The 21,129-nt window shown below is 65.4% G+C and carries 17 protein-coding genes; 13 read left to right on the top strand and 4 right to left on the bottom strand.

The genetic code is table 11. The features are described 5' to 3' along the window. Positions 1-111 precede the first annotated feature (111 nt). The 3 genes from pdxA to lptD are packed head-to-tail and all read right to left on the bottom strand — an operon-like array spanning position 112 to position 5,169. Positions 112-1,098 carry a 4-hydroxythreonine-4-phosphate dehydrogenase PdxA gene (pdxA, locus tag HMPREF2924_RS15070; RefSeq protein WP_003129197.1) on the bottom strand — a complete coding sequence of 329 codons (987 nt, stop codon included), beginning with the start codon at positions 1,096-1,098 and terminating at the stop codon, positions 112-114. Then, positions 1,095-2,387: a peptidylprolyl isomerase gene (locus tag HMPREF2924_RS15065; protein WP_003129198.1), complete on the bottom strand. Its 1,293-nt coding sequence runs from the start codon at positions 2,385-2,387 to the stop codon at positions 1,095-1,097. Before HMPREF2924_RS15065 ends, pdxA begins: the two co-directional genes overlap by 4 nt. Next, positions 2,368-5,169 carry an LPS-assembly protein LptD gene (gene lptD, locus HMPREF2924_RS15060; protein WP_003085092.1) on the bottom strand — a complete coding sequence of 934 codons (2,802 nt, stop codon included), beginning with the start codon at positions 5,167-5,169 and terminating at the stop codon, positions 2,368-2,370. Before lptD ends, HMPREF2924_RS15065 begins: the two co-directional genes overlap by 20 nt. A gap of 126 nt (positions 5,170-5,295) precedes the next feature. On the opposite strand from lptD, the gene HMPREF2924_RS15055 reads away from it, so the two are divergent. From HMPREF2924_RS15055 to HMPREF2924_RS15045, 3 genes are read left to right on the top strand one after another with little or no spacing between them, the layout of a single operon-like run. Then, positions 5,296-6,312, top strand: coding sequence for an aminoglycoside phosphotransferase family protein (locus tag HMPREF2924_RS15055; protein ID WP_070700544.1), 1,017 nt, complete (start codon positions 5,296-5,298; stop codon positions 6,310-6,312). Continuing rightward, positions 6,309-6,983 (top strand): N-acetylmuramate alpha-1-phosphate uridylyltransferase MurU, encoded by a 675-nt coding sequence (gene murU / locus HMPREF2924_RS15050; protein WP_003085095.1) that lies wholly within the window; start codon positions 6,309-6,311, stop codon positions 6,981-6,983. Before HMPREF2924_RS15055 ends, murU begins: the two co-directional genes overlap by 4 nt. Before the next feature lies 1 nt (position 6,984). After that, positions 6,985-7,743 (top strand): DnaJ domain-containing protein, encoded by a 759-nt coding sequence (locus HMPREF2924_RS15045; protein WP_003085097.1) that lies wholly within the window; start codon positions 6,985-6,987, stop codon positions 7,741-7,743. On the opposite strand, the gene HMPREF2924_RS15040 is transcribed toward HMPREF2924_RS15045, so the two are convergent. Further along, positions 7,744-8,805 carry an alpha/beta hydrolase family protein gene (locus HMPREF2924_RS15040; protein WP_003085099.1) on the bottom strand — a complete coding sequence of 354 codons (1,062 nt, stop codon included), beginning with the start codon at positions 8,803-8,805 and terminating at the stop codon, positions 7,744-7,746. Positions 8,806-8,956: 151 nt separating this feature from the next. Between HMPREF2924_RS15040 and HMPREF2924_RS15035 the strand changes: the two genes are divergently transcribed. The 10 genes from HMPREF2924_RS15035 (at position 8,957) to trpE (ending at position 21,101) form a co-directional block, all read left to right on the top strand. Beyond that, positions 8,957-11,350: a PAS domain-containing sensor histidine kinase gene (locus HMPREF2924_RS15035; protein ID WP_003129201.1), complete on the top strand. Its 2,394-nt coding sequence runs from the start codon at positions 8,957-8,959 to the stop codon at positions 11,348-11,350. 45 nt (positions 11,351-11,395) lie between these two features. Next, positions 11,396-12,028 (top strand): response regulator, encoded by a 633-nt coding sequence (locus HMPREF2924_RS15030; RefSeq protein ID WP_003085103.1) that lies wholly within the window; start codon positions 11,396-11,398, stop codon positions 12,026-12,028. 128 nt (positions 12,029-12,156) lie between these two features. Beyond that, positions 12,157-13,191 carry a polyamine ABC transporter substrate-binding protein gene (locus tag HMPREF2924_RS15025; protein ID WP_003085106.1) on the top strand — a complete coding sequence of 345 codons (1,035 nt, stop codon included), beginning with the start codon at positions 12,157-12,159 and terminating at the stop codon, positions 13,189-13,191. 233 nt (positions 13,192-13,424) lie between these two features. After that, entirely contained in the window at positions 13,425-14,534 is a 1,110-nt protein-coding gene (locus HMPREF2924_RS15020; RefSeq protein ID WP_003085109.1) for an ABC transporter ATP-binding protein, read from the top strand. A 55-nt stretch (positions 14,535-14,589) separates the two neighbouring features. Then, entirely contained in the window at positions 14,590-15,636 is a 1,047-nt protein-coding gene (locus HMPREF2924_RS15015; RefSeq protein ID WP_003129202.1) for an ABC transporter substrate-binding protein, read from the top strand. 114 nt (positions 15,637-15,750) lie between these two features. Further along, positions 15,751-16,998: an ABC transporter permease gene (locus HMPREF2924_RS15010; RefSeq protein WP_003129203.1), complete on the top strand. Its 1,248-nt coding sequence runs from the start codon at positions 15,751-15,753 to the stop codon at positions 16,996-16,998. Between the two features lie 105 nt (positions 16,999-17,103). Then, positions 17,104-17,934 (top strand): ABC transporter permease, encoded by an 831-nt coding sequence (locus tag HMPREF2924_RS15005; protein WP_003085119.1) that lies wholly within the window; start codon positions 17,104-17,106, stop codon positions 17,932-17,934. Positions 17,935-18,057: 123 nt separating this feature from the next. Beyond that, entirely contained in the window at positions 18,058-18,732 is a 675-nt protein-coding gene (rpe, locus tag HMPREF2924_RS15000; protein ID WP_003129204.1) for a ribulose-phosphate 3-epimerase, read from the top strand. Further along, a complete protein-coding gene (locus HMPREF2924_RS14995; RefSeq protein WP_003129205.1) occupies positions 18,732-19,550 on the top strand; it encodes a phosphoglycolate phosphatase in 819 nt (272 codons plus the stop codon). The genes rpe and HMPREF2924_RS14995 overlap by 1 nt, the downstream gene beginning before the upstream one ends. Before the next feature lie 72 nt (positions 19,551-19,622). After that, positions 19,623-21,101: an anthranilate synthase component I gene (gene trpE / locus HMPREF2924_RS14990; protein WP_003129206.1), complete on the top strand. Its 1,479-nt coding sequence runs from the start codon at positions 19,623-19,625 to the stop codon at positions 21,099-21,101. The last annotated feature ends 28 nt before the right edge of the window (positions 21,102-21,129 follow it).

The raw sequence follows: 21,129 nt of genomic DNA, 5'->3' as shown, positions 1-21,129 counted from the left end.
AACGGTTCCAGGCTGCGGGCCCCAGGCCAAGGCGGGAGGCGCGGATGCGAAAGGGCGCCATTTTAACAGCGAAGCGTCGGGCCGGCAGGGCTAAACGATGGCCGACCGCCGTCAGCAGCGGCTGGCCGCCATCTGGTAGGCGGTTTCCAGGGCGACCTGCAGGCTGCCGCTATCGATGCGGCCGCTGCCGGCCAGGTCGAGGGCGGTACCGTGGTCGACAGAGGTGCGGATGATCGGCAGGCCGAGGGTCACGTTCACGGCGGCACCGAAGCCCTTGTACTTGAGCACGGGGAGACCCTGGTCGTGGTACATCGCCAGCACCGCGTCGCAATGCTCCAGGTGCTTGGGGGTGAAGAGGGTGTCGGCCGGCAGCGGGCCGATCAGGTCGAGGCCTTCGCCACGCAGGCGCTCGAGGCAGGGTTCGATCACCTCGATCTCTTCCCGGCCCAGGTGACCGCCTTCGCCGGCGTGCGGGTTGAGTCCGCAGACCAGGATGCGCGGATGGGCGATGCCGAACTTGTCGCGCAGGTCGGCGTGGAGGATGCGCGCGACCCGGGACAGGCGCTCGTCGCTAATGGCGTCGGCGACCTCGCGCAGCGGCAGGTGGGTGGTCGCCAGGGCCACGCGCAGGCCGCGAGTGGCCAGCATCATCACCACCTGGGCGGTGTGGGTGAGGTCGGCGAGGAATTCGGTATGGCCGGAAAAGGGGATTCCGGCTTCGTTGATCACGCCCTTGTGTACCGGTGCGGTGATCATCCCGGCGAAGTGCCCGTCGAGGCAGCCCTGAGCGGCGTGGGTCAGGGTTTCCAGGACGTAGGCGGCGTTGGCGCGGTCCAATTGCCCGGGGCGGACCGGGGCGGCCAGCGGCGTATCCCATACGTACAGTTGGCCGGCCTTGGCCGGTCGCTCTGGCCAGGCGGCCGGGGAAACGTCCTTAAGGTCGATCGCCAGGCCCAGTTGGCCGGCGCGCTCTTGCAGGAGCGTGCGGCTGGCGATGGCGATCAGGGGGTGGGGCTGGGCGGAGCGGGCGAGCAGCAGGCACAGATCGGGTCCGATACCTGCCGGCTCGCCGGGAGTGAGCGCGAAGCGCAGGCTCACTGCTTGATTTCCACGTAGGCCTCGTCGCGGATCTGCCGCAGCCAGGCTTGCAGTTCCTCGTCGTACTTGCGGTTGCGCAGAACGCTTACCGCCTGCTGCTCGCGGAACTTCTCGCTGCTGTCGGTGGCGCGACGGCCGAGGACCTGCAGGATGTGCCAGCCGAACTGCGAGCGGAACGGCTTGGACAGCTCGCCCTGCGGGGTATCGTTCATCACCTGGCGGAACTCGGGCACCAGGGCTTCCGGGTCGATCCAGTTCAGGTCGCCGCCGTTGAGGGCGGAACCCGGATCTTCGGAGAAGCTCTTCGCCAGTTCGCCGAAGTCCTCCCCGGACTGGATGCGCTCGTACAGCTTCTGCGCCAGCTTCTCGGTCTCCGCTTCGCTGCGGATTTCGCTGGGCTTGAGCAGGATATGGCGGACATGCACCTCGTCACGGACCATCTTGCTGCCGCCGCGCTTCTCTTCCAGCTTGAGGATGATGAAGCCGCCGGGGGTGCGGACAGGCTCGGTGACGTCGCCGACGGCCAGGGAGCCGATCATGCTGTCGAACGGCTGCGGCAACTGGGCGGCCTTGCGCCAGCCGATCTCGCCGCCTTCCAGGGCGTTGTCGCCGGCCGAGCGGGAAATCGCCAGTTGGCCGAAGTCGGCGCCCTGCTTGAGCTGCTGGTAGAGCTCCTGGGCCTGCTTTGCGGCGGCCTGGATCACGTCCGAGGACGCGGCTTCCGGCACCGGGATCAGGATATTGGCCAGGCGGTACTCTTCGGAAAGCTGGATCTTGCCCATGTCCGAGGCAAGGAAGTTCTTCACCTCCTGCTCGCTGACCTGGATGCGCTCGGCGACCCGGCGCTGGCGCACACGGCTGATCACCATCTCGCGACGGACCTGCTCGCGGGCGTCGGCGTAGGACAGGCCGTCGCGGGTGAGGGCGGCCTGGAACTGCTCCAGGCTCATGCCGTTGCGCTGGGCGATGGTGCCCATCGCCTGGTTCAGCTCCTCGTCGGAGATACGGATGCCGGAGCGGTCGCCGATCTGCTGCTGGATGTTCTCGATGATCAGGCGTTCCAGCACCTGCTGGGTCAGCACGTGCTCGGGCGGCAGCGGCGCACCGCGCTTGAGCAGCGTCTGGTGCACTTCACGCAGGCGCTGGTCGAGCTGGCTCTGCATGATCACATCGTTGTCGACGATGGCGACGACCCGGTCCAGTGGTACCACTTCGGCATGCGCGAAGGAGCAAAGGAGTGCTGCGCCCAATGCAAGGGGGCGCAGCCGGTTACATAGCTTGATCTTCACGTTGACGATAACCTTGGATGCCTTTGTCGAGGAACATTTCCGTCTTGTTGCCCACGATGCCGCCGAGGCCCTTCAGGACGATCTGCAGGAAGATGCCGCGGTCGGCCTTCTCGCTCTGCACGAGGAAGGCGTCATCGTCCACATCCAGCCAGTAGCGGTTGATCAGGCGCAGCTTCCAGCAGCAGCTGTCGTATTCGAAGCCGCCGAAGGCCTCGAGTGTGCGGTTCTTGTTGTAGTCGTACTGCCAGCGGGCGAGCACGGACCACTGCGGCACCAGCGGCCAGATGACCGAGAAGTCGTGCTGCTTGATGATGTCGTTTTCGCGACCATATTCGAAGCGCCCGGTGGAGCTGTTGAAGCGACGGGAGTCTTCGCGATAGCGATAGCCCGCATTGACGACCTTGTTCGGGTTGTTTTCCGGTTGGTAGTGGAACATTGCACTGCCGGACTCGGTGCGGCTGGTGTTTGGGTTCCAATTGAAATCGGAAGTGACATTCCAGTCACGATTGAAGCGGTACAGACCGGCCAGGGCATAAGGTGACCGCCAACTGTCGGTGTCTGGTCTCTTTACTTCTGGCAGAGCTGGATCTTCCAGCCTCTTTTGTTCCAAGAGATCCAGATCTTTTTCGCTCAGGCCTGGCAACTGGACTCGGCGATCACGGAAGTAGTAGATCTGGCCGGCACTCAGTGTGGCACGTTCAAAACCGTTCGATTCGATGAAGCGAGTCGTCACGCCCAAGGACAGCTGGTTGGCGTCGCCGATGCGGTCGCGGCCTGAGAAGCGGTTCTCACGCCATAGCGAGTCGTAGCTGAATGACGGTTCGCTGGTGTCGAAGACCGGGATATTTTCCTGGTTCTTGTATGGCACGTACAGGTACATGGCGCGAGGTTCCAGGGTCTGGCGGAACTGGGTGCCTGCGAAGCTGGTGTCCCGGTCGAAGTACAGGCCGCTGTCGATCTTGACCAGTGGTAGCGAGCGGTCCTGATTGCTATCGAAGGTTTCCTGATAGACGTTGAGGGAGTTCTTGCCCTTGCTGTCCAGATCCAGATCATATTTGGTGTAGAGATACTTCAGCGTCGGCGTCAGGTACCCCCAACTACGGGTCATCGGCAGGCTGACGCCAGGCTCGAGATGCATGCGGTCGCCGGTGGCACGGGCCAGGCCTTCCAGATAAGCGTCTGGGCGCTGTCCACGGATGCTGCCGTCATCGTTGAAGTAGACATTCTCGTCGAGGTCGCGGTCGAAGCGAACGAACTCGGTGGAGTAATCCAGTTTCAGGCCGCCCGGGTTATAGGGAAGGAAGCCGTTGAAGGTGATCTGCGGCAGGCGATCATAGGGCGTAATGTCAGTGGTGGTCGCCAACTGATACGACTGTGCGTTCAGGCGTGCTGTGAAGGTATCGCCACGATAGGTTAGGGCTCCCTGCTGGTTGACGTAAGTAGTACTGCCCACCTGCAGGTCACTGTTCAGGTCCTGAAAGTAATAGGGATCGCTGATCCGCGTGTAGTCGACCTCGGCCAGCCAGCGCGAATCGAGGCCGGTGGTGTTCTTGAGGCCGTACAGCCAGCGGTCCTTGCTGTAGTCCGGGAAGTTCTCGCGGTGGTCGTCCTTGTCGTTCAGGTAGGCGGCCGTCACCATCCCTTCGCTGCTGTGGGTCAGGTAGCGGAACTCGCCTTCCAGCATCATGCCGCGCTTGGCCATGTAGCGTGGGTACAACGTGGCGTCGTAGTTCGGCGCCAGGTTGAAGTAGTACGGGGTGACCAGGGTGAAGCCGGTGTCGCTGGTGCTGCTGAAGCTCGGCGGCAGGAAGCCGGACTGGCGGCGGTCGTCGATCGGGAAATAGATGTACGGGGTGTAGAACACCGGGAAATCTTTGACCCGCAGGGTCGCGTTGGTCGCGGTGCCGAAGCCGGTGGCCGGGTTCAGCTTGACGTTGTTGCCCTTCAGGGTCCAGGCGTTGCTGCTCGGTTCGCAGCGGGTGTAGGTGCCATCCTTGAGCATGATGATGGCGTTCTCGCTGCGCTTGGCGTAGAGCGCGCTGCCGCGGGCATGGGCCTTGTGGATCACGTACTCGGCGTTGTCGACCTGGGCTTCGCCGTTGTCCAACTGGACCTGGGCGTGGTCGCCGACCACCAGCATGCCCTTGTCGCGCAGCTTGACGTTGCCGACCAGTTCGCCGCGGTTTTCCAGCTGGTGCAGGTTGGCCTCGTCGCCTTCCACCTGCATGCTGCCCTGGCGCAGGACCACGTCGCCGGCGAGGGTGGCGATCTGTTTTTCCTGCTCGTAGCGCGAAGCCTTGGCGGATACGTAGGTCGGGCTCTCGTCGCTGGGCGCGCCGTCATCCATGCCCGGACGCACCGGCTCGATGTAGGAGCCGCCGCAATAGGGGCCGATTTCCGCCAACTGGGCGGCGGTCAGTTTTTCCCGAGGAATCCAGTCGAGGTGCGAGTAGTCCGCACTGCGGGATTTCAGCGCGCGACCGCCGGACTCGGTGACCAGGCGCTGGGTCGGCTCTGCCTCGACGGTTTCGCCTCCGCTGCCGGATACACTGGTGCCCGCCGCGGCGGTGCTGACCGAGGTCGCGGTATGCGCCGGGCGCGGTGGCAGGTTGGCATTGGCGTTCTGCAGCGGGGAGCAATCCCAGCCGCCGGTGGCCGATACCTTGCAGTCGAACTGATCGGCGGCCTGTACAGTCAATGCTGCGACCGGCTGCAGAGCCAGCAGGCTGCCGGTGACCAGCAGGGGAAACTTTCTTCGAAACACGAGGGATTTCACTGCCATCTTGTTAATCCGGGCTTCCTGCGCGCCATCGGCCCGGTGGGCCGCACGCCTCTCGATGGGCTGAAAAAGATGCTGGATAATAAAGCATGACCTGCGCAACGGCTAGGGCCGTGGAGAACCCCGTAAATGTCTGATGATGCCCGTTTCCAGCAGCTGAATCGCTGGTTGGACTCTTGTTTGCCCGAGTTGTTCGTTGCCGAAGGTTGGAGGGAAGTGCCTCCCGCCGAACTAATCCCGGCCAGTAGCGACGCCAGCTTCCGTCGTTATTTCCGCTGGCAGGGAGGGGACCGCAGCCTGGTGGTGATGGACGCGCCGCCGCCCCAGGAAGACTGCCGACCGTTCGTCAAGGTCGCCGGACTGCTCGCCGGAGCCGGCGTGCATGTGCCGAGGATTCTCGCCCAGGATCTGGAGAACGGTTTCCTGCTGCTCAGTGACCTGGGCCGGCAGACCTACCTCGACGTGCTTCATCCCGGGAATGCCGACGAGCTGTTCGAACCGGCCCTGGATGCGCTGATCGCCTTCCAGAAGGTCGATGTCGCCGGTGTCCTGCCTGCCTACGACGAAGCGGTGCTGCGCCGCGAGCTGGAGCTGTTCCCCGACTGGTACCTGGCCCGCCACCTCGGCGTGGAGCTGGAGGGCGAGACGCTGGCCCGCTGGAAACGGATCTGCGACCTGCTGGTACGCAGCGCGCTGGAGCAACCGCGGGTGTTCGTCCATCGCGACTATATGCCGCGCAATCTGATGCTCAGCGAGCCCAACCCGGGCGTCCTCGACTTCCAGGACGCCCTGCACGGCCCGGTCACATACGATGTCACCTGCCTGTACAAGGATGCCTTCGTCAGTTGGCCGGAGCCGCGCGTGCATGCCGCGCTGAGTCGTTACTGGAAGAAGGCGACCTGGGCCGGCATCCCGCTGCCGCCAAGCTTCGAGGACTTCCTCCGCGCCAGCGACCTGATGGGCGTGCAGCGCCACCTGAAGGTGATTGGCATCTTCGCCCGTATCTGTCACCGCGACGGCAAGCCGCGCTACCTGGGTGACGTGCCGCGCTTCTTCCGTTATCTGGAAACCGCCGTGGCGCGCCGTCCCGAGCTGGCCGAACTGGGCGAGCTGCTGGCCTCTCTGCCGCAGGGAGCCGAGGCATGAAGGCGATGATCCTCGCCGCCGGCCGTGGCGAGCGCATGCGGCCGACCACCCTGCACACGCCCAAGCCGCTGATCGAGGCCGCCGGCGTGCCATTGATCGAGCGTCAGTTGCTGGCGCTGCGCCAGGCCGGAGTCGACGACTGGGTGATCAACCATGCCTGGCTTGGCGAGCAGATCGAGGCCTATCTCGGCGACGGCTCGCGCCTGGGCGGGCGGATCGCCTATTCGCCCGAGGGAGAACCGCTGGAAACCGGCGGTGGAATCTTCCGCGCCCTGCCGTTGCTCGGCGAGCAGCCGTTCCTGTTGCTCAACGGCGATGTCTGGAGCGACTTCGACTACTCTCGGCTGCATCTTGCCGACGGCGACCTGGCGCATCTGGTGCTGGTCGACAACCCGGCGCACCATCCCGCCGGCGATTTCCACCTGGATGCCGGCGGACGGGTGGGCGAGACCCGCGAAGCGGGCGGCAACCTGACCTACAGCGGGATCGCCGTACTGCATCCCGCGCTGTTCGAGGGCTGCCAGCCGGGCGCCTTCAAGCTGGCGCCGCTATTGCGCAAGGCCATCGCCGCGGGGCGGGTCAGCGGCGAACATTATCGTGGGCACTGGGTCGACGTCGGTACTCACGAGCGCCTGGCGGAAGTCGAGCGATTGCTGGCGGAGCACGCCTGAGATGCTTTGGCCCGCTACGCTGATCGGAGCCGGAGCCGGCTGGGCCCTGGCCAGCATCCCCGGCGCCCTGCTCGGCGGCCTGCTGGGGCAACTGCTGGACCGCAGGTTACGCCTGGAGTCCTGGCGCGGCCTGCTGGCGCGCTTGCGCGGGCGGGCGGTGAACGATGAGGACGACCTGCTGTTCCAGTTGCTCGGCTATCTGGCCAAGAGCGGCGGGCGGGTGGAGGAAATGCATATCCGCCAGGCGCGCGAGGAGATGGCGTTGCGCAAGCTCGATAGGCGAGCCCAGCGGCGTGCCATCGCGTCCTTCGGCAAGGGCAAGGCCGGCATCGCCCATCTGCAGGAGGAGGTCGCGCGTCTGAAAGGCGAACGTGCGGAGGCAGTATTGCTCGCCTGCTGGCGGATGGCCTGGGCTGGCGGCGTGCTCAGCCAGTCGGCGCGACAACTGGTGTTGCAATGGGGGCGCTGGCTGGGTTGGTCGGCGGAGCGAACGGAACGCTTGTCGGCGCGGGTCATGCCGAAGCGGACGCGCGCTGTCGCCCGGGATAGCTACCGTGAGGCCCTGCTGCTGCTCGGCGTGGAGGCCGGAAGCGAGCCGGCGCTGATCAAACGCGCCTATCGCAAGCTGATCAGCCAGCACCATCCGGACAAACTGGCGGGAGCCGGCGCCAGCGTCGAGCGCGTGCGTGCGGCTACCGAGAAAACCCGTGAATTGCAGGCGGCCTACGCCCTGGTCCGAGAGCGTGAGGGGTTCCGCTGATCACTCCGCAGGTTTCTGCGCATCGGCCTGCAGGTGAAGGCTGAGCCAGCCGCGGATTCGTCGGTACAGTTGCTCCTGCTCCGCCTTGGGGTCGGCCGGTAGCGCCTGCATCACGATTTGTACGTAGGCCGGGTGTTTCTGCCGCTTGCCGGCCTGCATGCGCAGCCTGGCCGCCTCGCGGTCGGCGCGGGCGTCGCGGTAATAGAAGTCGCCGGTCGCCAGTTTCAGCTTCGGCACCATATCTTCCAGCGCCGGGCGAAAATCGCGCGGTATCTCCGCGGCAACCAGCAGCAGGTTGTGGATTTCCGCAGGCTCCTTCTCCGCCAGGTAGCGTGCCGCCCAATAGGCGCCCGTGCCATGACCGAGCAGGACGACGCTTTTCGGTTCGTGCTGCAGGGCCAGGTCGATGCTCGCCTGCAGGCGCGCCATGACCCGTTCGGCGTGCGCCTTGCGCTGCTCGACCGGATCGATGGCTGGGGGAGGGGCCTGGTCCTCGCTCTGCGCCGGTTCGCCGCTGCCGGCTTCGGCGGTGCTTTCCGGCGCCGGCGCGTTGCCGCTTTCGCCTTTCACGTCAGGCTTGCTTGCGCTGTCCGCGGCGCTGGCGTCCTTGTCGGCGCTGGCGCTGGCGGCGGATTCCGCAGGGCGGGTAACCGGCGCGGTGCTCTGCGGGTCGGGCAGGGCCAGGCTCAGGGTCTGCCAGCCGGCATCCGGCAGTTTGCGCCTTAGCGGGCCGATGGCTTGCGGCCAGTCCGGACTTTCACCATCACCGGGAACCAGGATCACTACACCTTCGGCCTCGGCGGTGTTGGCTGGCAACCAGAGGGTGAGGAAGCTTTCGTCGCCGGCCTTGAGGATCTGCTGGCCGTCCTCCGGCAACTGGCGCTCCAGCCCCTTGGCCTCGTCCTGGCTGCGCTCGCTGACCGCCGGGCGTTCCACGGGGGCCGGCGGCTGGTCCTTGGCGGCCTGCTCTTCGGCTTGAACGAAAGCCGGCGGCAGGAAAGCGGCGGCCAATAGCAGCGGCAGCAGGGCGGAGGGCTTCGGCAGTAGAGAGAAGGCCGGCATTGGAAATTCCCGATAGACAATCCAGAAGGCAGCCTAAACCCAGAGCACTTCTTTGTCAGGCCGAGCCTTCGCATGGTTCGCCGGTCGCGCTCGCGGTAAGGTATGCCCGCTTTTCCTTCCGTTGCGGTGTATTCCGTGGAGTGTCGCCGGCATGTTGCGTCGTTGCTGTCTGCTCTTCTTCTGTCTGCTGTTGAGCCTGCCCGTGCGAGCGGAGGAGTCGGTCGCCTTGCCGCTGACGGCGGAACTACGGACCTGGCTGGCGGAGCATCGGGAATTGCGCGTCGGGGTGGTCACCGAAGCGCCCTATGCCCAATACGACCGCCGCCTGCAACAGTATTCCGGGGCCAACGTGGAGCTGATGGGCTGGCTGGCCACGGCAATGCAGGTGACCTTGCGGTGGCAGGGCTATCCCGACCAGGCGGCGCTCGACGATGCCCTGCGCGCTGGGCGCGTGGATATCGCTCCCGGCCTCAGCCAGACCCCAGCCGGGCTGCGCTTGTGGCTGTTCTCCGATCCCTACCTGCGGGTTTCCCGGCTGGTGGTGGGGAAGCGCGATGGCAGCGGCAGCGTCGAATTGGAACAACTGGAGCGCGATACCCGGGTTGCCGTGCGGGCCGGCAGTTCGGTAGCCGACTACCTCAGCAGCACCTATAGCGGCCTGCAATGGGTGTCGGCCGATTCCGAACGCGAGGTGCTGCGCGCCGTGCTCGCCGGACAGGCACGCTACGCGGTGATCGACGAAGCGCAACTCAGCCGCCTGACCCGCGAACCGGAGTTCGCCGAGCTAGCGGTGGTTGGCGATATCGGCTACCCGCAGCTGCTACGGGTGGCGACCCGTCGCGACTGGCCGGAACTGGCGATGGTGGTCGACCAGGCGTTGCGCTCGCTGCCGCGCAAGTCCCTGGACCAGTTGCACGAGCGCTGGTTGCAACCCAAGTATCCGCGCCTCGGCGAGTCGCCGGGGTTCTGGCAGAACCTGTCGATCCTCCTCGGCCTGCTGCTGGCCGGCGCGCTGGCGGCGGTGTTCCTCCAGCGGCGCCAGCAGCATGCGCTGGAAGCCCGGCTGTACGGCGCCCGCCGCGACCTGGAGCTGCGCCAGGCGGCCGAGGAGGCGCTGCGCCTGACCCAGTTCTCCATCGACAACAGCACCCTGGGCATCCTCTGGGTCAACTGGGACAGCCGCGTACGCTACGCCAACCGCGCCGCCGAACAGATGCTCGGCCATGCCGACGGCCAACTCGTGGACCGTCCGCTGGCCGACTTCGAGCCCGGCCTGGACATGGACCGCTGGTTGAATCTTTGGCGTCGTGCGCGCAATAGCGAGGAGGGCCCGCTCAGCTTCGAGACCCGCTGCCTGCGCGCCGACGGCAGTTGGCTGCCGGCCGACGTCTCGCTTAGCTTCCTGCGCTTCGGCACGTCCGAGTATCTGGTGGTGTTCCTCAGCGACGTCACCGAGCGCCGCCGTGCCCGCGAGGCATTGCAGGAAAGCGAGGCGCGGATGAAGGGCATCGCCTCCAACGTGCCGGGCATGGTCTTCCGCCTGGAGCGCCCGCGGGCCGGCGCGTTTTCCGACTTCGCCTATATCAGCGAGGGCAGCGAGGCGCTGGTCGGCTACAGCGCTCTCGAGCTGATCGAGAGCGGCCGCGGCATTCGTGGCCTGGTCCATCCCGACGACCGCGAGCGCTACTGGTCGAGCCAGATGGCTGCCCTCGACGAGAATCGCGACTGGCATTGGCAGGGCCGCATCCTCACCCGCCAGGGCGAATTGCGCTGGGCCGACATCAAGGCTTCGGCGCGCTGTTTCGAGGATGGTCGCGCGGTCTGGGACGGGGTGGTCTGGGACATCACCGCGAACAAGCAGATCGAACTCGAACTCGGCGAGTCGCGCGCCCAGCTCCGCGAGCTGTCGGCGCACCTGGAGTCGGTGCGGGAGGAGGAGAAGGCGCGTATCGCCCGCGAGGTCCATGATGAGCTGGGCCAGGTGCTGACGGTGCTGAAGCTGGAAACCTCGATGTGCGAGCTGGCCTATGCCGATGCCCAGGAGGGCCTGCGCGAACGCCTGGGCAACATGAAAAAGCTGATCGCCCAGTTGTTCCAACTGGTGCGCGACGTGGCCACCGCACTGCGCCCGCCGATCCTCGACGCCGGAATCGGCTCGGCGGTGGAGTGGCAGGCGCGGCGCTTCGAGGCGCGCACGCAGATTCCCTGCCTGGTGGAGGTGCCGGAGAACTCGCCGCAGTTGGTCGACGCCAAGGCTATCGGCCTGTTCCGCATCCTCCAGGAGGCGTTGACCAATGTCATGCGGCATGCCGAGGCGCATACTGTGCAACTGCGTCTGCTGCGCGAGGGCGACGAGCTGTGCCTGAGCGTCAGCGACGACGGTCGCGGGTTCGATGTTGCCACGGTGGGGCGTGGCAGTTCCTTCGGCCTGGTCGGCATGCGTGAGCGGGTGCTGATGATGGGCGGTACGCTGGACATCGACAGTGCCCCCGGCGAGGGCACCACGCTCAGCGTGAGGATTCCGCTGGGCGTCGCGAGCCCGTGACAAGAACAACCGCCGGCAAGGCGGAACAGCGTGAGGCAGCAAAGAGTGGTGATCCGAGTCCTGGTCGCTGAAGACCACACGATCGTCAGGGAAGGCATCAAGCAACTGATTGGCATGGCCAAGGACCTGCAGGTGGTCGGCGAGGCCACCAATGGCGAGCAGTTGCTGGAAACCCTGCGCGGAACGCCTTGCGAGGTGGTCCTGCTGGATATCTCCATGCCCGGCGTCAATGGCCTCGAGGCGATTCCGCGGATTCGCGCGCTGAACGAGCCGCCGGCGATCCTGGTGCTGTCGATGCACGACGAGGCGCAGATGGCCGCCCGTGCCCTGAAGATAGGTGCTGCCGGCTATGCCACCAAGGACAGCGATCCGGCATTGCTGCTCACCGCGATCCGCAGGGTCGCCGGCGGCGGACGCTACATCGACCCGGACCTTGCCGATCGGATGGTCTTCGAGGTCGGCCTGACCGATTCGCGTCCGCCCCATGCGCTGCTTTCCGAGCGCGAGTTCTCGGTGTTCGAGCGGCTGGTGCAGGGCGCCAACGTCAACGAGATCGCCCAGCAACTGGCGGTCAGCAACAAGACCATCAGTACCCACAAGGCACGCCTGATGCAGAAGCTCAACGCGCATTCGGTAGCCGACCTGGTGCGCTACGCGATGGAGCACCGCCTGCTCTGACAGGGGCGTTCGCCCAGGTTTTGCTCGCGGCTTGTGCGCCAGGTCCGGTTTTCGCGATCTGCTGTCTACCTGGCTTCCGCGCGGCAGGGAATGATGCTTGCCGGCCAACACGATAAGGAGAAGAAACGATGTTGCCAGCCATGAGGACGGGCCTGTTGTGCGCCCTTCTCGGAGTTACCGCGCCCGCCTGGGCGGAATACGTGACCGTGATTTCCTTCGGCGGCGCCAACAAGGAAGCCCAGGAAACCGCGTTCTACAAACCCTTCAAGAGCGCCACCGGCAATCGCGTGGTGCATGGCTCCTACAATGGCGACCTGGCCAAGCTCAAGCGCATGGTGGAGATCAGCCACGTCTCCTGGGACGTGGTGGAAGTCGAGGCGCCGGAGCTGGCGCGCGGTTGCGAGGAAGGTCTGTTCGAGAAGCTGGACATGGCGAAGGTCGGCGATCCCGCGGATTTCGTTCCCGGCGCGGTGCAGCCCTGCGGAGTCGGCATCTTCGTCTGGACCACGCTGCTTGCCTACAACCCCGGCAAGGTTGCGGGCAGCCCGCAGGGCTGGGCGGATTTCTGGGACGTGAAGAAGTTTCCCGGCAAGCGCGGCCTGCGCTGGGGCGCCAAGTACAGCCTGGAGTTCGCCCTGATGGCCGATGGCGTGGCGCCGAAGGACGTCTACCAGACGCTGGCGACGCCCGCCGGCGTCGAGCGGGCATTCCGCAAGCTCGACGAGCTGAAGCCCTATATCCATTGGTGGAAGTCCGGGCAGGACCCTGTGCGCGACCTGGCTGATGGCACGGTGGTGATGAGTTCGGCCTACAACGGGCGGATCGCCGCGGCGCAGGCCGAGAAGCAGCGCCTGGCAATGGTCTGGAGCGGCGGCGTCTACGATTTCGACTTCTGGGCGCTGCCGGTCGGGGTTTGGAAGAAGCAGTTGGCCGAGGAGTTCATCCGTTTCGCCAGCCAGCCGGAGCAGCAGAAGGCTTTCGCCGAGAACATCGCCTACGGTCCGGCCAACCGCAAGGCGGTAGGCCTGCTCGATCCGCAAGTGGCTGCCAACCTGCCGACCGCGCCGCAGAACATGCAGAACGCGGTGGGTATGAACGTGGCCTTCTGGGCGGAGCACGGCGAGGCCCTGGAGCAGCGTTTCCAGAACTGGGCCAAGCGCTGAGGAGGCCGTTGCGCGCCAGCCGGAGAGCGCTGGCGCGCAAACCTTTGCCCTTCTCGAAAGCCCCTTCCCAGAGCGGTCTGGCCCATTCCGGGGTGCATCTTTTTTGTAGGGCGATTCCTACAAAGAGCTTTCCTTTCCCCTGATAGAAAACTCTCTTGCCGGCCGATTTGCGTCCTGCGCCGGGTTCTCTAGGCTGTTCGCACAGCATCCATAAAACGAACAAAGGTGCGGTTATGGCCGAGACTCAAGGCGGCGATGTACTGGTCAGCTTCCGTGGCGTGCAGAAGAGCTACGACGGCGAGACCCTCATCGTGAAGGATCTCAACCTGGACATTCGCAAGGGCGAATTCCTCACCCTGCTCGGCCCCTCCGGGTCCGGCAAGACCACCAGCCTGATGATGCTGGCCGGTTTCGAAACCCCCACCGCCGGCGAAATCCTCCTGGCCGGTCGCTCGATCAACAATGTCCCTCCGCACAAGCGCGACATCGGCATGGTGTTCCAGAACTATGCGCTGTTCCCGCACATGACCGTGGCCGAGAACCTGGCCTTTCCCCTCAGCGTCCGCGGCATGAGCAAGACCGACGTGAAGGAAAGGGTCAAGCGCGCGTTGTCGATGGTCCAGCTCGACGCCTTCGCCGGGCGTTATCCGGCGCAGCTTTCCGGTGGCCAGCAGCAGCGCGTGGCGCTGGCCCGCGCGCTGGTCTTCGAGCCGCAACTGGTGCTGATGGACGAGCCCCTGGGAGCGCTGGACAAGCAACTTCGCGAGCACATGCAGATGGAAATCAAGCATCTGCACCAGCGCCTCGGCGTCACCGTGGTCTACGTCACCCACGACCAGGGCGAGGCGCTGACCATGTCCGACCGGGTGGCGGTGTTCCACCAGGGCGAAATCCAGCAGATCGAGCCGCCGCGCAATCTCTACGAGCAGCCGCGCAACACCTTCGTGGCCAACTTCATCGGTGAGAACAACCGTCTATCCGGGCAGCTTCTCAGTTGCGACGGCGAGCGCTGCGTGGTCGGACTGCCGCGCGGCGAGAAGGTCGAGGCGCTGGCGGTCAACGTCGGCCAGCCGGGCGAGCCGGTGACCTTGTCGATCCGCCCCGAGCGGGTGCGCCTGAACGGTGCCAGCGAGTCTTGCGTCAACCGTTTCTCCGGCCGCGTGGCCGAGTTCGTCTACCTGGGCGACCACGTGCGTGTGCGCCTGGAGGTCTGCGGCCGCGACGACTTCTTCGTCAAGCAGCCGATCGCCGAGCTGGACCCGACGCTGAGCGTCGGTGATGTGGTTCCGCTGGGCTGGCAGGTCGAGCATGTGAGGGCGCTCGACCCTCTGCCGGCGGCGTGAGCGCCGGCAGTCCCGAACCGTACCGAAGCAACCCTGCACTGTGGAGAGAACAATAATGTCGAAATCCCTGAAAGCGGCCAGCCTGAAGTTCGCCACCCTGGCGGCCGGCCTGGCCTGCGCGGCCCAGGCCATGGCGGTGGACCTGACCGTGGTGTCCTTCGGCGGGGCCAACAAGAGCGCCCAGATCAAGGCGTTCTACGAGCCCTACCAGAAAGCCACCGGCAACAGGATCGTCGCCGGCGAATACAACGGCGAGATGGCCAAGGTCAAGGCCATGGTCGATACCAACAGCGTGTCCTGGGACCTGGTGGAAGTGGAGTCGCCGGAGCTGTCGCGCGGCTGCGACGAAGGCCTGTTCGAGGAACTCGACCCGGCGCAGTTCGGTAAGGCCGAGGACTTCGTGCCCGGCGCCATCCAACCGTGCGGCGTGGGTTTCTTCGTCTGGTCCACGGTGCTCGCCTACAACGCCGACAAGCTGAAAAGCGCGCCGACCAGTTGGGCGGACTTCTGGGACATCAAGAAATTCCCCGGCAAGCGCGGCCTGCGTAAGGGCGCCAAGTACACCCTCGAATTCGCCCTGATGGCCGATGGCGTGGCGCCGAAGGACGTCTACGGCGTGCTCGCCACCAAGGAAGGCCAGGATCGTGCCTTCAAGAAGCTCGACGAGATCAAGTCGAGCATCCAGTGGTGGGAGGCGGGCGCCCAGCCGCCGCAGTACCTGGCTTCCGGCGATGTGGTGATGAGTTCTGCCTACAACGGTCGGATCGCCGCGGTGCAGAAGGAAAGCAACCTGAAGGTGGTATGGAACGGCGGCATCTACGATTTCGACGCCTGGGCCATCCCGAAGGGGGCGAAGAAACAGGAAGAGACCCTGAAGTTCATCGCCTTCTCGGTGCAGCCCCAGCAGCAGAAGACTTACTCGGAAAACATCGCCTACGGTCCGGCCAACAAGCAGGCGGTGCCGCTGCTGGACAAGGCCCTGCTGAAGGACATGCCGACCACTCCGGAAAACATCCAGAACCAGGTGGCAATGGACGTGACCTTCTGGGCCGACTACGGCGAACAACTGGAACAGCGCTTCAACGCCTGGGCGGCCAGGTAATCCTCGCCTGACCCTCCAGTGAGGGCCGGAGGGGCCGCCGCGCGGCGGCTCCTCCTACCGTTCCACACTTTCCAGGGTCGTTCCCGACGGCCCGCTTTTTTTCCGGAGTTCGCTATGGCCACAGCTGTGCCCATGTCCCAGGCCACCGGCAGCACCCTCAAGCAACGCCTGGCGCGCGCCGAGCGGATGAACCGCCTGAAGTCCCAGGCGCTGATCCTGCCCCTGCTGGCCTTCCTGGTCCTGACCTTCCTGGTGCCGATCGCCGCGCTGCTCTACAAGAGCGTGTCCAACCCGGAAGTGGTTCGCTCGTTGCCGCTGACGGTAGAGGCCATCTCCGCCTGGGACGGCAAGTCGCTGCCGGCCGACGCCGTCTACAAGGCGCTCAGCCAGGATCTCGCCGAGGCTCGTCGCAACCAGACCATCGGCGATCTCTCCAAGCGCCTGAACATGGAGCTGGCCGGTTATCGCAGCCTGATGGCGAAGACCGCGCGCAAGCTGCCGTTCAAGGACGAGCCCGCTTCCTACAAGGACGCCATGGAGCAGCTCGACGAGCGCTGGGGCGACCCTGCCTACTGGCAGGTGATCCGTCGCAACGCCAGCAGCTATACGCCCTATTACCTGCTCGCAGCCCTCGACCACCGGATCGACGATCTCGGCGAAGTGGCGCGCGCCACCCCGGACCAGGCCATCTACCTGGACATCTTCGCCCGCACCTTCTGGATGGGCGCGGTGATCACCGTCATCTGCCTGCTGCTGGCCTACCCGCTGGCCTACCTGCTGGCCAACCTGCCGACGCGCAAGAGCAACCTGCTGATGATCCTGGTCCTGCTGCCGTTCTGGACCTCGATCCTGGTGCGTGTCGCCGCCTGGATCGTCCTGCTGCAATCGGGTGGCCTGATCAACGGCGCGCTGCTCAAGCCCGGCCTGATCGACCAGCCGCTGCAACTGGTGTTCAACCGCACCGGCGTATACATCGCGATGGTGCACATCATGCTGCCGTTCATGATCCTGCCGATCTACAGCGTGATGAAGGGCATTTCGCCGAGCTACATGCGCGCCGCGATTTCCCTCGGCTGCCACCCGTTCGCCAGCTTCTGGCGGGTGTATTTCCCACAGACCGTCGCGGGCGTCGGCGCCGGTTGCCTGCTGGTGTTCATCCTGTCCATCGGCTACTACATCACCCCGGCGCTGCTGGGCAGCCCGAACGACCAGATGGTCAGCTACTTCGTCGCCTTCTATACCAACAGCACCATCAACTGGGGCATGGCCACCGCCCTCGGCGGCCTGCTGCTGCTCGCTACCCTGGTGCTCTACGTCGTCTACAGCTGGCTGGTGGGCGCCAGCCGCCTGCGCCTGGGATAGAGCGCCTTCCGAGAAGGCCAACCGATTCCCCTCTCCCTTCGGAAAAAAGGCTGCCCGGAGGGCGGGGAGAGGGGGATCCGCACGAAACACATTGGAGAGCGAGTCATGCTGAGTCCCTACATGTCCCCGGTCGAGCGCCTGTGGTTCTACTCCCTGCGCATCCTCTGCGGCCTGGTACTGCTGTTCCTGGTACTGCCGGTGCTGGTCATCGTGCCGCTGTCGTTCAACTCCGGTACCTTCCTGGTCTACCCGCTGCAAGGGTTCTCCCTGCGCTGGTACGCCGACTTCTTCCAGTCCGCCGAGTGGATGCGCTCGTTGACCAACAGCATGATCGTCGCTCCGGCGGCGACCCTGCTGGCGATGGTCTTCGGCACTCTGGCGGCGATCGGCCTGACCCGCGGCGAGTTCCGCGGCAAGGCACTGGTGATGAGCCTGATGATTTCGCCGATGGTGGTGCCGGTGGTGATCATCGGCGTGGCCAGCTACCTGTTCTTCGCTCCGCTCGGGCTCGGCAACAGCTACCTGTCGCTGATCGTGGTGCATGCGGTGCTCGGCGTGCCGTTCGTGATCATCACCGTCTCCGCGACCCTGCAGGGGTTCAACTACAACCTGGTGCGCGCCGCCGCCAGCCTCGGCGCGCCGCCGCTGACCACCTTCTTCCGGGTGACCCTGCCGCTGATCGCTCCCGGGGTGATCTCCGGCGCGCTGTTCGCCTTCGCCACCTCGTTCGACGAAGTGGTAGTGACCCTCTTCCTCGCCGGCCCCGAGCAGGCCACCCTGCCGCGGCAGATGTTCAGCGGCATTCGCGAGAACCTGAGCCCCACCATTGCCGCCGCGGCGACCTTGCTGATCGGTTTCTCCGTACTGCTGTTGCTGACCCTGGAATGGCTGCGCGGGCGCAGCGAGAAGATGCGTACCGCACAACCCGGCGCCTGAGGCGCAGGGCGCGCCCGGCTTGGTCCGGGCGTCGGCTGCTGCGGCGAAAAGTCGTCATTTTCACCGCCAAAAACCGATAACGGCTACAATGCGCGCCTTCCGTGATCCCCTTTGAGGTGCGCCATGCAACCCTTCGCCATCGCTCCGTCGATCCTTTCCGCCGATTTCGCCCGCCTGGGCGAGGACGTGGACAAGGTGCTCGCCGCCGGTGCCGACATCGTTCACTTCGACGTGATGGACAACCACTACGTGCCGAACCTGACCGTCGGCCCGATGGTCTGCTCGGCGCTGCGCAAGTACGGCGTGAGCGCGCCGATCGACGTGCACCTGATGGTGTCCCCGGTGGATCGCATCATCGGCGACTTCATTGAAGCTGGCGCCACCTACATCACCTTCCATCCGGAAGCTTCCCAGCACATCGACCGTTCCCTGCAACTGATCCGCGACGGCGGGTGCAAGGCAGGCCTGGTGTTCAACCCGGCCACTCCGCTGGAGGTGCTGAAGTACGTGATGGACAAGGTCGACATGGTCCTGCTGATGAGCGTCAACCCCGGCTTCGGCGGGCAGAAATTCATCCCCGGTACCCTCGACAAGTTGCGCGAGGCACGCGCCCTGATCGATGCCTCCGGACGCGAGATCCGCCTGGAGATCGATGGCGGCGTCAACGTCAAGAACATCCGTGAGATCGCCGCGGCGGGCGCCGATACCTTCGTCGCCGGCTCGGCCATCTTCAACGCCCCGGACTACGCCGAGGTCATCCGCGCCATGCATGCCGAACTGGCCCAGGCGCACCAGTAATGAGCGCTGCGGAGCCGTTCTTCGCCACGCGCCTGCCGCGTCTGGTGATGTTCGACCTGGATGGCACGCTGGTCGATTCCGTTCCCGACCTCACCGCCGCGGTCGACAGCATGCTCGCCAGCCTCGGGCGGCCGCCGGCGGGCATCGAGAAGGTCCGCCAGTGGATCGGTAACGGCGCACGCGTCCTGGTGCGTCGCGCCCTGGCCGGAAGCATCGAGCACGACGGCATCGGTGAGGAGGAAACCGAAGTCGCGCTGGCGTTGTTCATGGAGGCCTATGCCGACAGTCATGCGCTCACCGAGGTCTACCCCGGCGTCGTCGACACCCTCAAGTGGCTCAAGCGCAACGGCGTGGAAATGGCGCTGATCACCAACAAGCCGGAGCGCTTCGTCGCTCCGCTGCTGGATGAGATGAAGCTGGGTCGCTATTTTCGCTGGATCATCGGCGGCGACACCCTGCCGCAGCAGAAGCCCGACCCGGCGGCGCTGCTGTTCGTGATGAAGATGGCTGGCATCGAGCCCGAAGATGCGTTGTTCGTCGGTGACTCGCGCAACGACGTGCTCGCCGCCAAAGCTGCCGGCGTGCGCTGCGCGGCGCTGACCTATGGCTACAACCACGGCCGGCCGATCGCCGAGGAAGCGCCCACCCTGGTCATCGACAACCTGCGCGACCTGCTGCCTTGCGCCGACCAGGCCGCTGAGATAGTGTTGCCGGACGACTCCCTTTCCCCCTCCGACCAGCGAGATCAAGCCGTGGCGGTCAGCAAACTCTGGATGAAGGTCATCAAGGCCCTGGCGCGTTGGCGCTGGCGCGCCTGACATCATCCTCCGCCGGATAGCCGGCGCGCGTTTGCACCCTGTTGACCGTTCTCTCCTCCGATGAGGCTGATCATGAATCGCGAAGAATTCCTGCGGCTGGCCGCCGATGGCTACAACCGCATCCCGCTGTCCTTCGAGACCCTTGCCGACTTCGACACGCCGCTGTCGATCTACCTGAAGCTGGCCGACGCGCCGAACTCCTACCTGCTGGAGTCGGTGCAGGGCGGCGAGAAATGGGGGCGCTATTCGATCATCGGCCTGCCGTGCCGCACGGTGCTGCGGGTCTACGACCATCAAGTGCGGATCAGCATCGATGGCATGGAAACCGAGCGCTTCGATTGCGCCGACCCGCTGGCTTTCGTCGAGGAGTTCAAGGCGCGCTACCAGGTGCCCACCGTACCCGGCTTGCCACGTTTCGATGGAGGCCTGGTCGGCTACTTCGGTTACGACTGCGTGCGCTACGTGGAAAAACGCCTGGCCACCTCTCCGAACCCGGACCCGCTGGGCAACCCGGATATCCTGTTGATGGTGTCCGATGCCGTAGTGGTATTCGACAACCTGGCCGGGAAGATCCACGCCATCGTCCTCGCCGATCCCTCCGAGGAAAATGCCTACGAGCGCGGCCAGGCACGTCTGGAGGAGCTGCTGGAGCGTCTGCGCCAGCCGATCACCCCGCGTCGCGGCCTCGACCTCGAGGCGGCCCAGGGCCGGGAGCCGGCGTTTCGTGCCAGCTTCACCCGCGAGGACTATGAAAACGCGGTAGGAAGGATCAAGGACTACATCCTGGCCGGCGACTGCATGCAGGTGGTGCCGTCGCAGCGCATGTCCATCGAGTTCAAGGCGGCGCCCATCGACCTGTACCGCGCGCTGCGCTGTTTCAATCCGACGCCCTACATGTACTTCTTCAACTTCGGCGACTTCCATGTCGTGGGTAGCTCGCCGGAGGTGCTGGTACGGGTCGAGGATGGCCTGGTCACGGTGCGCCCGATCGCCGGTACCCGTCCGCGCGGGATCAACGAAGAGGCCGACCTGGCGCTGGAGCAGGATCTGCTGTCGGACGCCAAGGAGATCGCCGAGCACCTGATGCTGATCGACCTGGGGCGCAACGACGTGGGGCGGGTGTCCGACATCGGCGCGGTGAAGGTCACCGAAAAAATGGTGATCGAACGTTACTCCAACGTCATGCACATCGTGTCCAACGTCACCGGGCAATTGCGCGAGGGGCTCAGCGCGATGGACGCGCTGCGGGCGATCCTGCCGGCGGGTACGCTGTCCGGCGCGCCGAAGATCCGCGCCATGGAGATCATCGACGAGCTGGAGCCGGTCAAGCGTGGAGTCTACGGCGGCGCGGTCGGCTACCTGGCATGGAACGGCAACATGGACACCGCCATTGCCATCCGCACCGCGGTGATCAAGAACGGTGAACTCCACGTGCAGGCCGGCGGCGGTATCGTTGCCGACTCGGTGCCGGCGCTGGAGTGGGAAGAAACCATCAACAAGCGCCGGGCGATGTTCCGCGCCGTGGCGCTGGCCGAGCAGAGCGTCGAGTAAGACGGCGCGAGGCGGAAGAAAAGAAGGC

Origin of the sequence: Pseudomonas sp. HMSC063H08 (assembly GCF_001813645.1) — a bacterium.
Taxonomy (GTDB): Bacteria; Pseudomonadota; Gammaproteobacteria; order Pseudomonadales; family Pseudomonadaceae; genus Pseudomonas; species Pseudomonas aeruginosa.
The sequence above is the reverse complement of the archived record's forward strand: the minus strand, read 5'-3'. Positions and strand labels throughout refer to the sequence as shown.

Coding starts and splice junctions, on each gene's coding strand:
- HMPREF2924_RS15035 (WP_003129201.1), top strand. CDS start 8,957: ATGTTGCGTCGTTGCTGTCTGCTCTTCTTCTGTCTGCTGTTGAGCCTG.
- HMPREF2924_RS15055 (WP_070700544.1), top strand. CDS start 5,296: ATGTCTGATGATGCCCGTTTCCAGCAGCTGAATCGCTGGTTGGACTCT.
- HMPREF2924_RS14995 (WP_003129205.1), top strand. CDS start 18,732: ATGAGCGCTGCGGAGCCGTTCTTCGCCACGCGCCTGCCGCGTCTGGTG.
- HMPREF2924_RS15025 (WP_003085106.1), top strand. CDS start 12,157: ATGTTGCCAGCCATGAGGACGGGCCTGTTGTGCGCCCTTCTCGGAGTT.
- HMPREF2924_RS15045 (WP_003085097.1), top strand. CDS start 6,985: ATGCTTTGGCCCGCTACGCTGATCGGAGCCGGAGCCGGCTGGGCCCTG.
- HMPREF2924_RS15010 (WP_003129203.1), top strand. CDS start 15,751: ATGGCCACAGCTGTGCCCATGTCCCAGGCCACCGGCAGCACCCTCAAG.
- lptD (WP_003085092.1), bottom strand. CDS start 5,169: ATGGCAGTGAAATCCCTCGTGTTTCGAAGAAAGTTTCCCCTGCTGGTC.
- murU (WP_003085095.1), top strand. CDS start 6,309: ATGAAGGCGATGATCCTCGCCGCCGGCCGTGGCGAGCGCATGCGGCCG.
- HMPREF2924_RS15040 (WP_003085099.1), bottom strand. CDS start 8,805: ATGCCGGCCTTCTCTCTACTGCCGAAGCCCTCCGCCCTGCTGCCGCTG.
- HMPREF2924_RS15020 (WP_003085109.1), top strand. CDS start 13,425: ATGGCCGAGACTCAAGGCGGCGATGTACTGGTCAGCTTCCGTGGCGTG.
- trpE (WP_003129206.1), top strand. CDS start 19,623: ATGAATCGCGAAGAATTCCTGCGGCTGGCCGCCGATGGCTACAACCGC.
- HMPREF2924_RS15015 (WP_003129202.1), top strand. CDS start 14,590: ATGTCGAAATCCCTGAAAGCGGCCAGCCTGAAGTTCGCCACCCTGGCG.
- rpe (WP_003129204.1), top strand. CDS start 18,058: ATGCAACCCTTCGCCATCGCTCCGTCGATCCTTTCCGCCGATTTCGCC.
- HMPREF2924_RS15005 (WP_003085119.1), top strand. CDS start 17,104: ATGCTGAGTCCCTACATGTCCCCGGTCGAGCGCCTGTGGTTCTACTCC.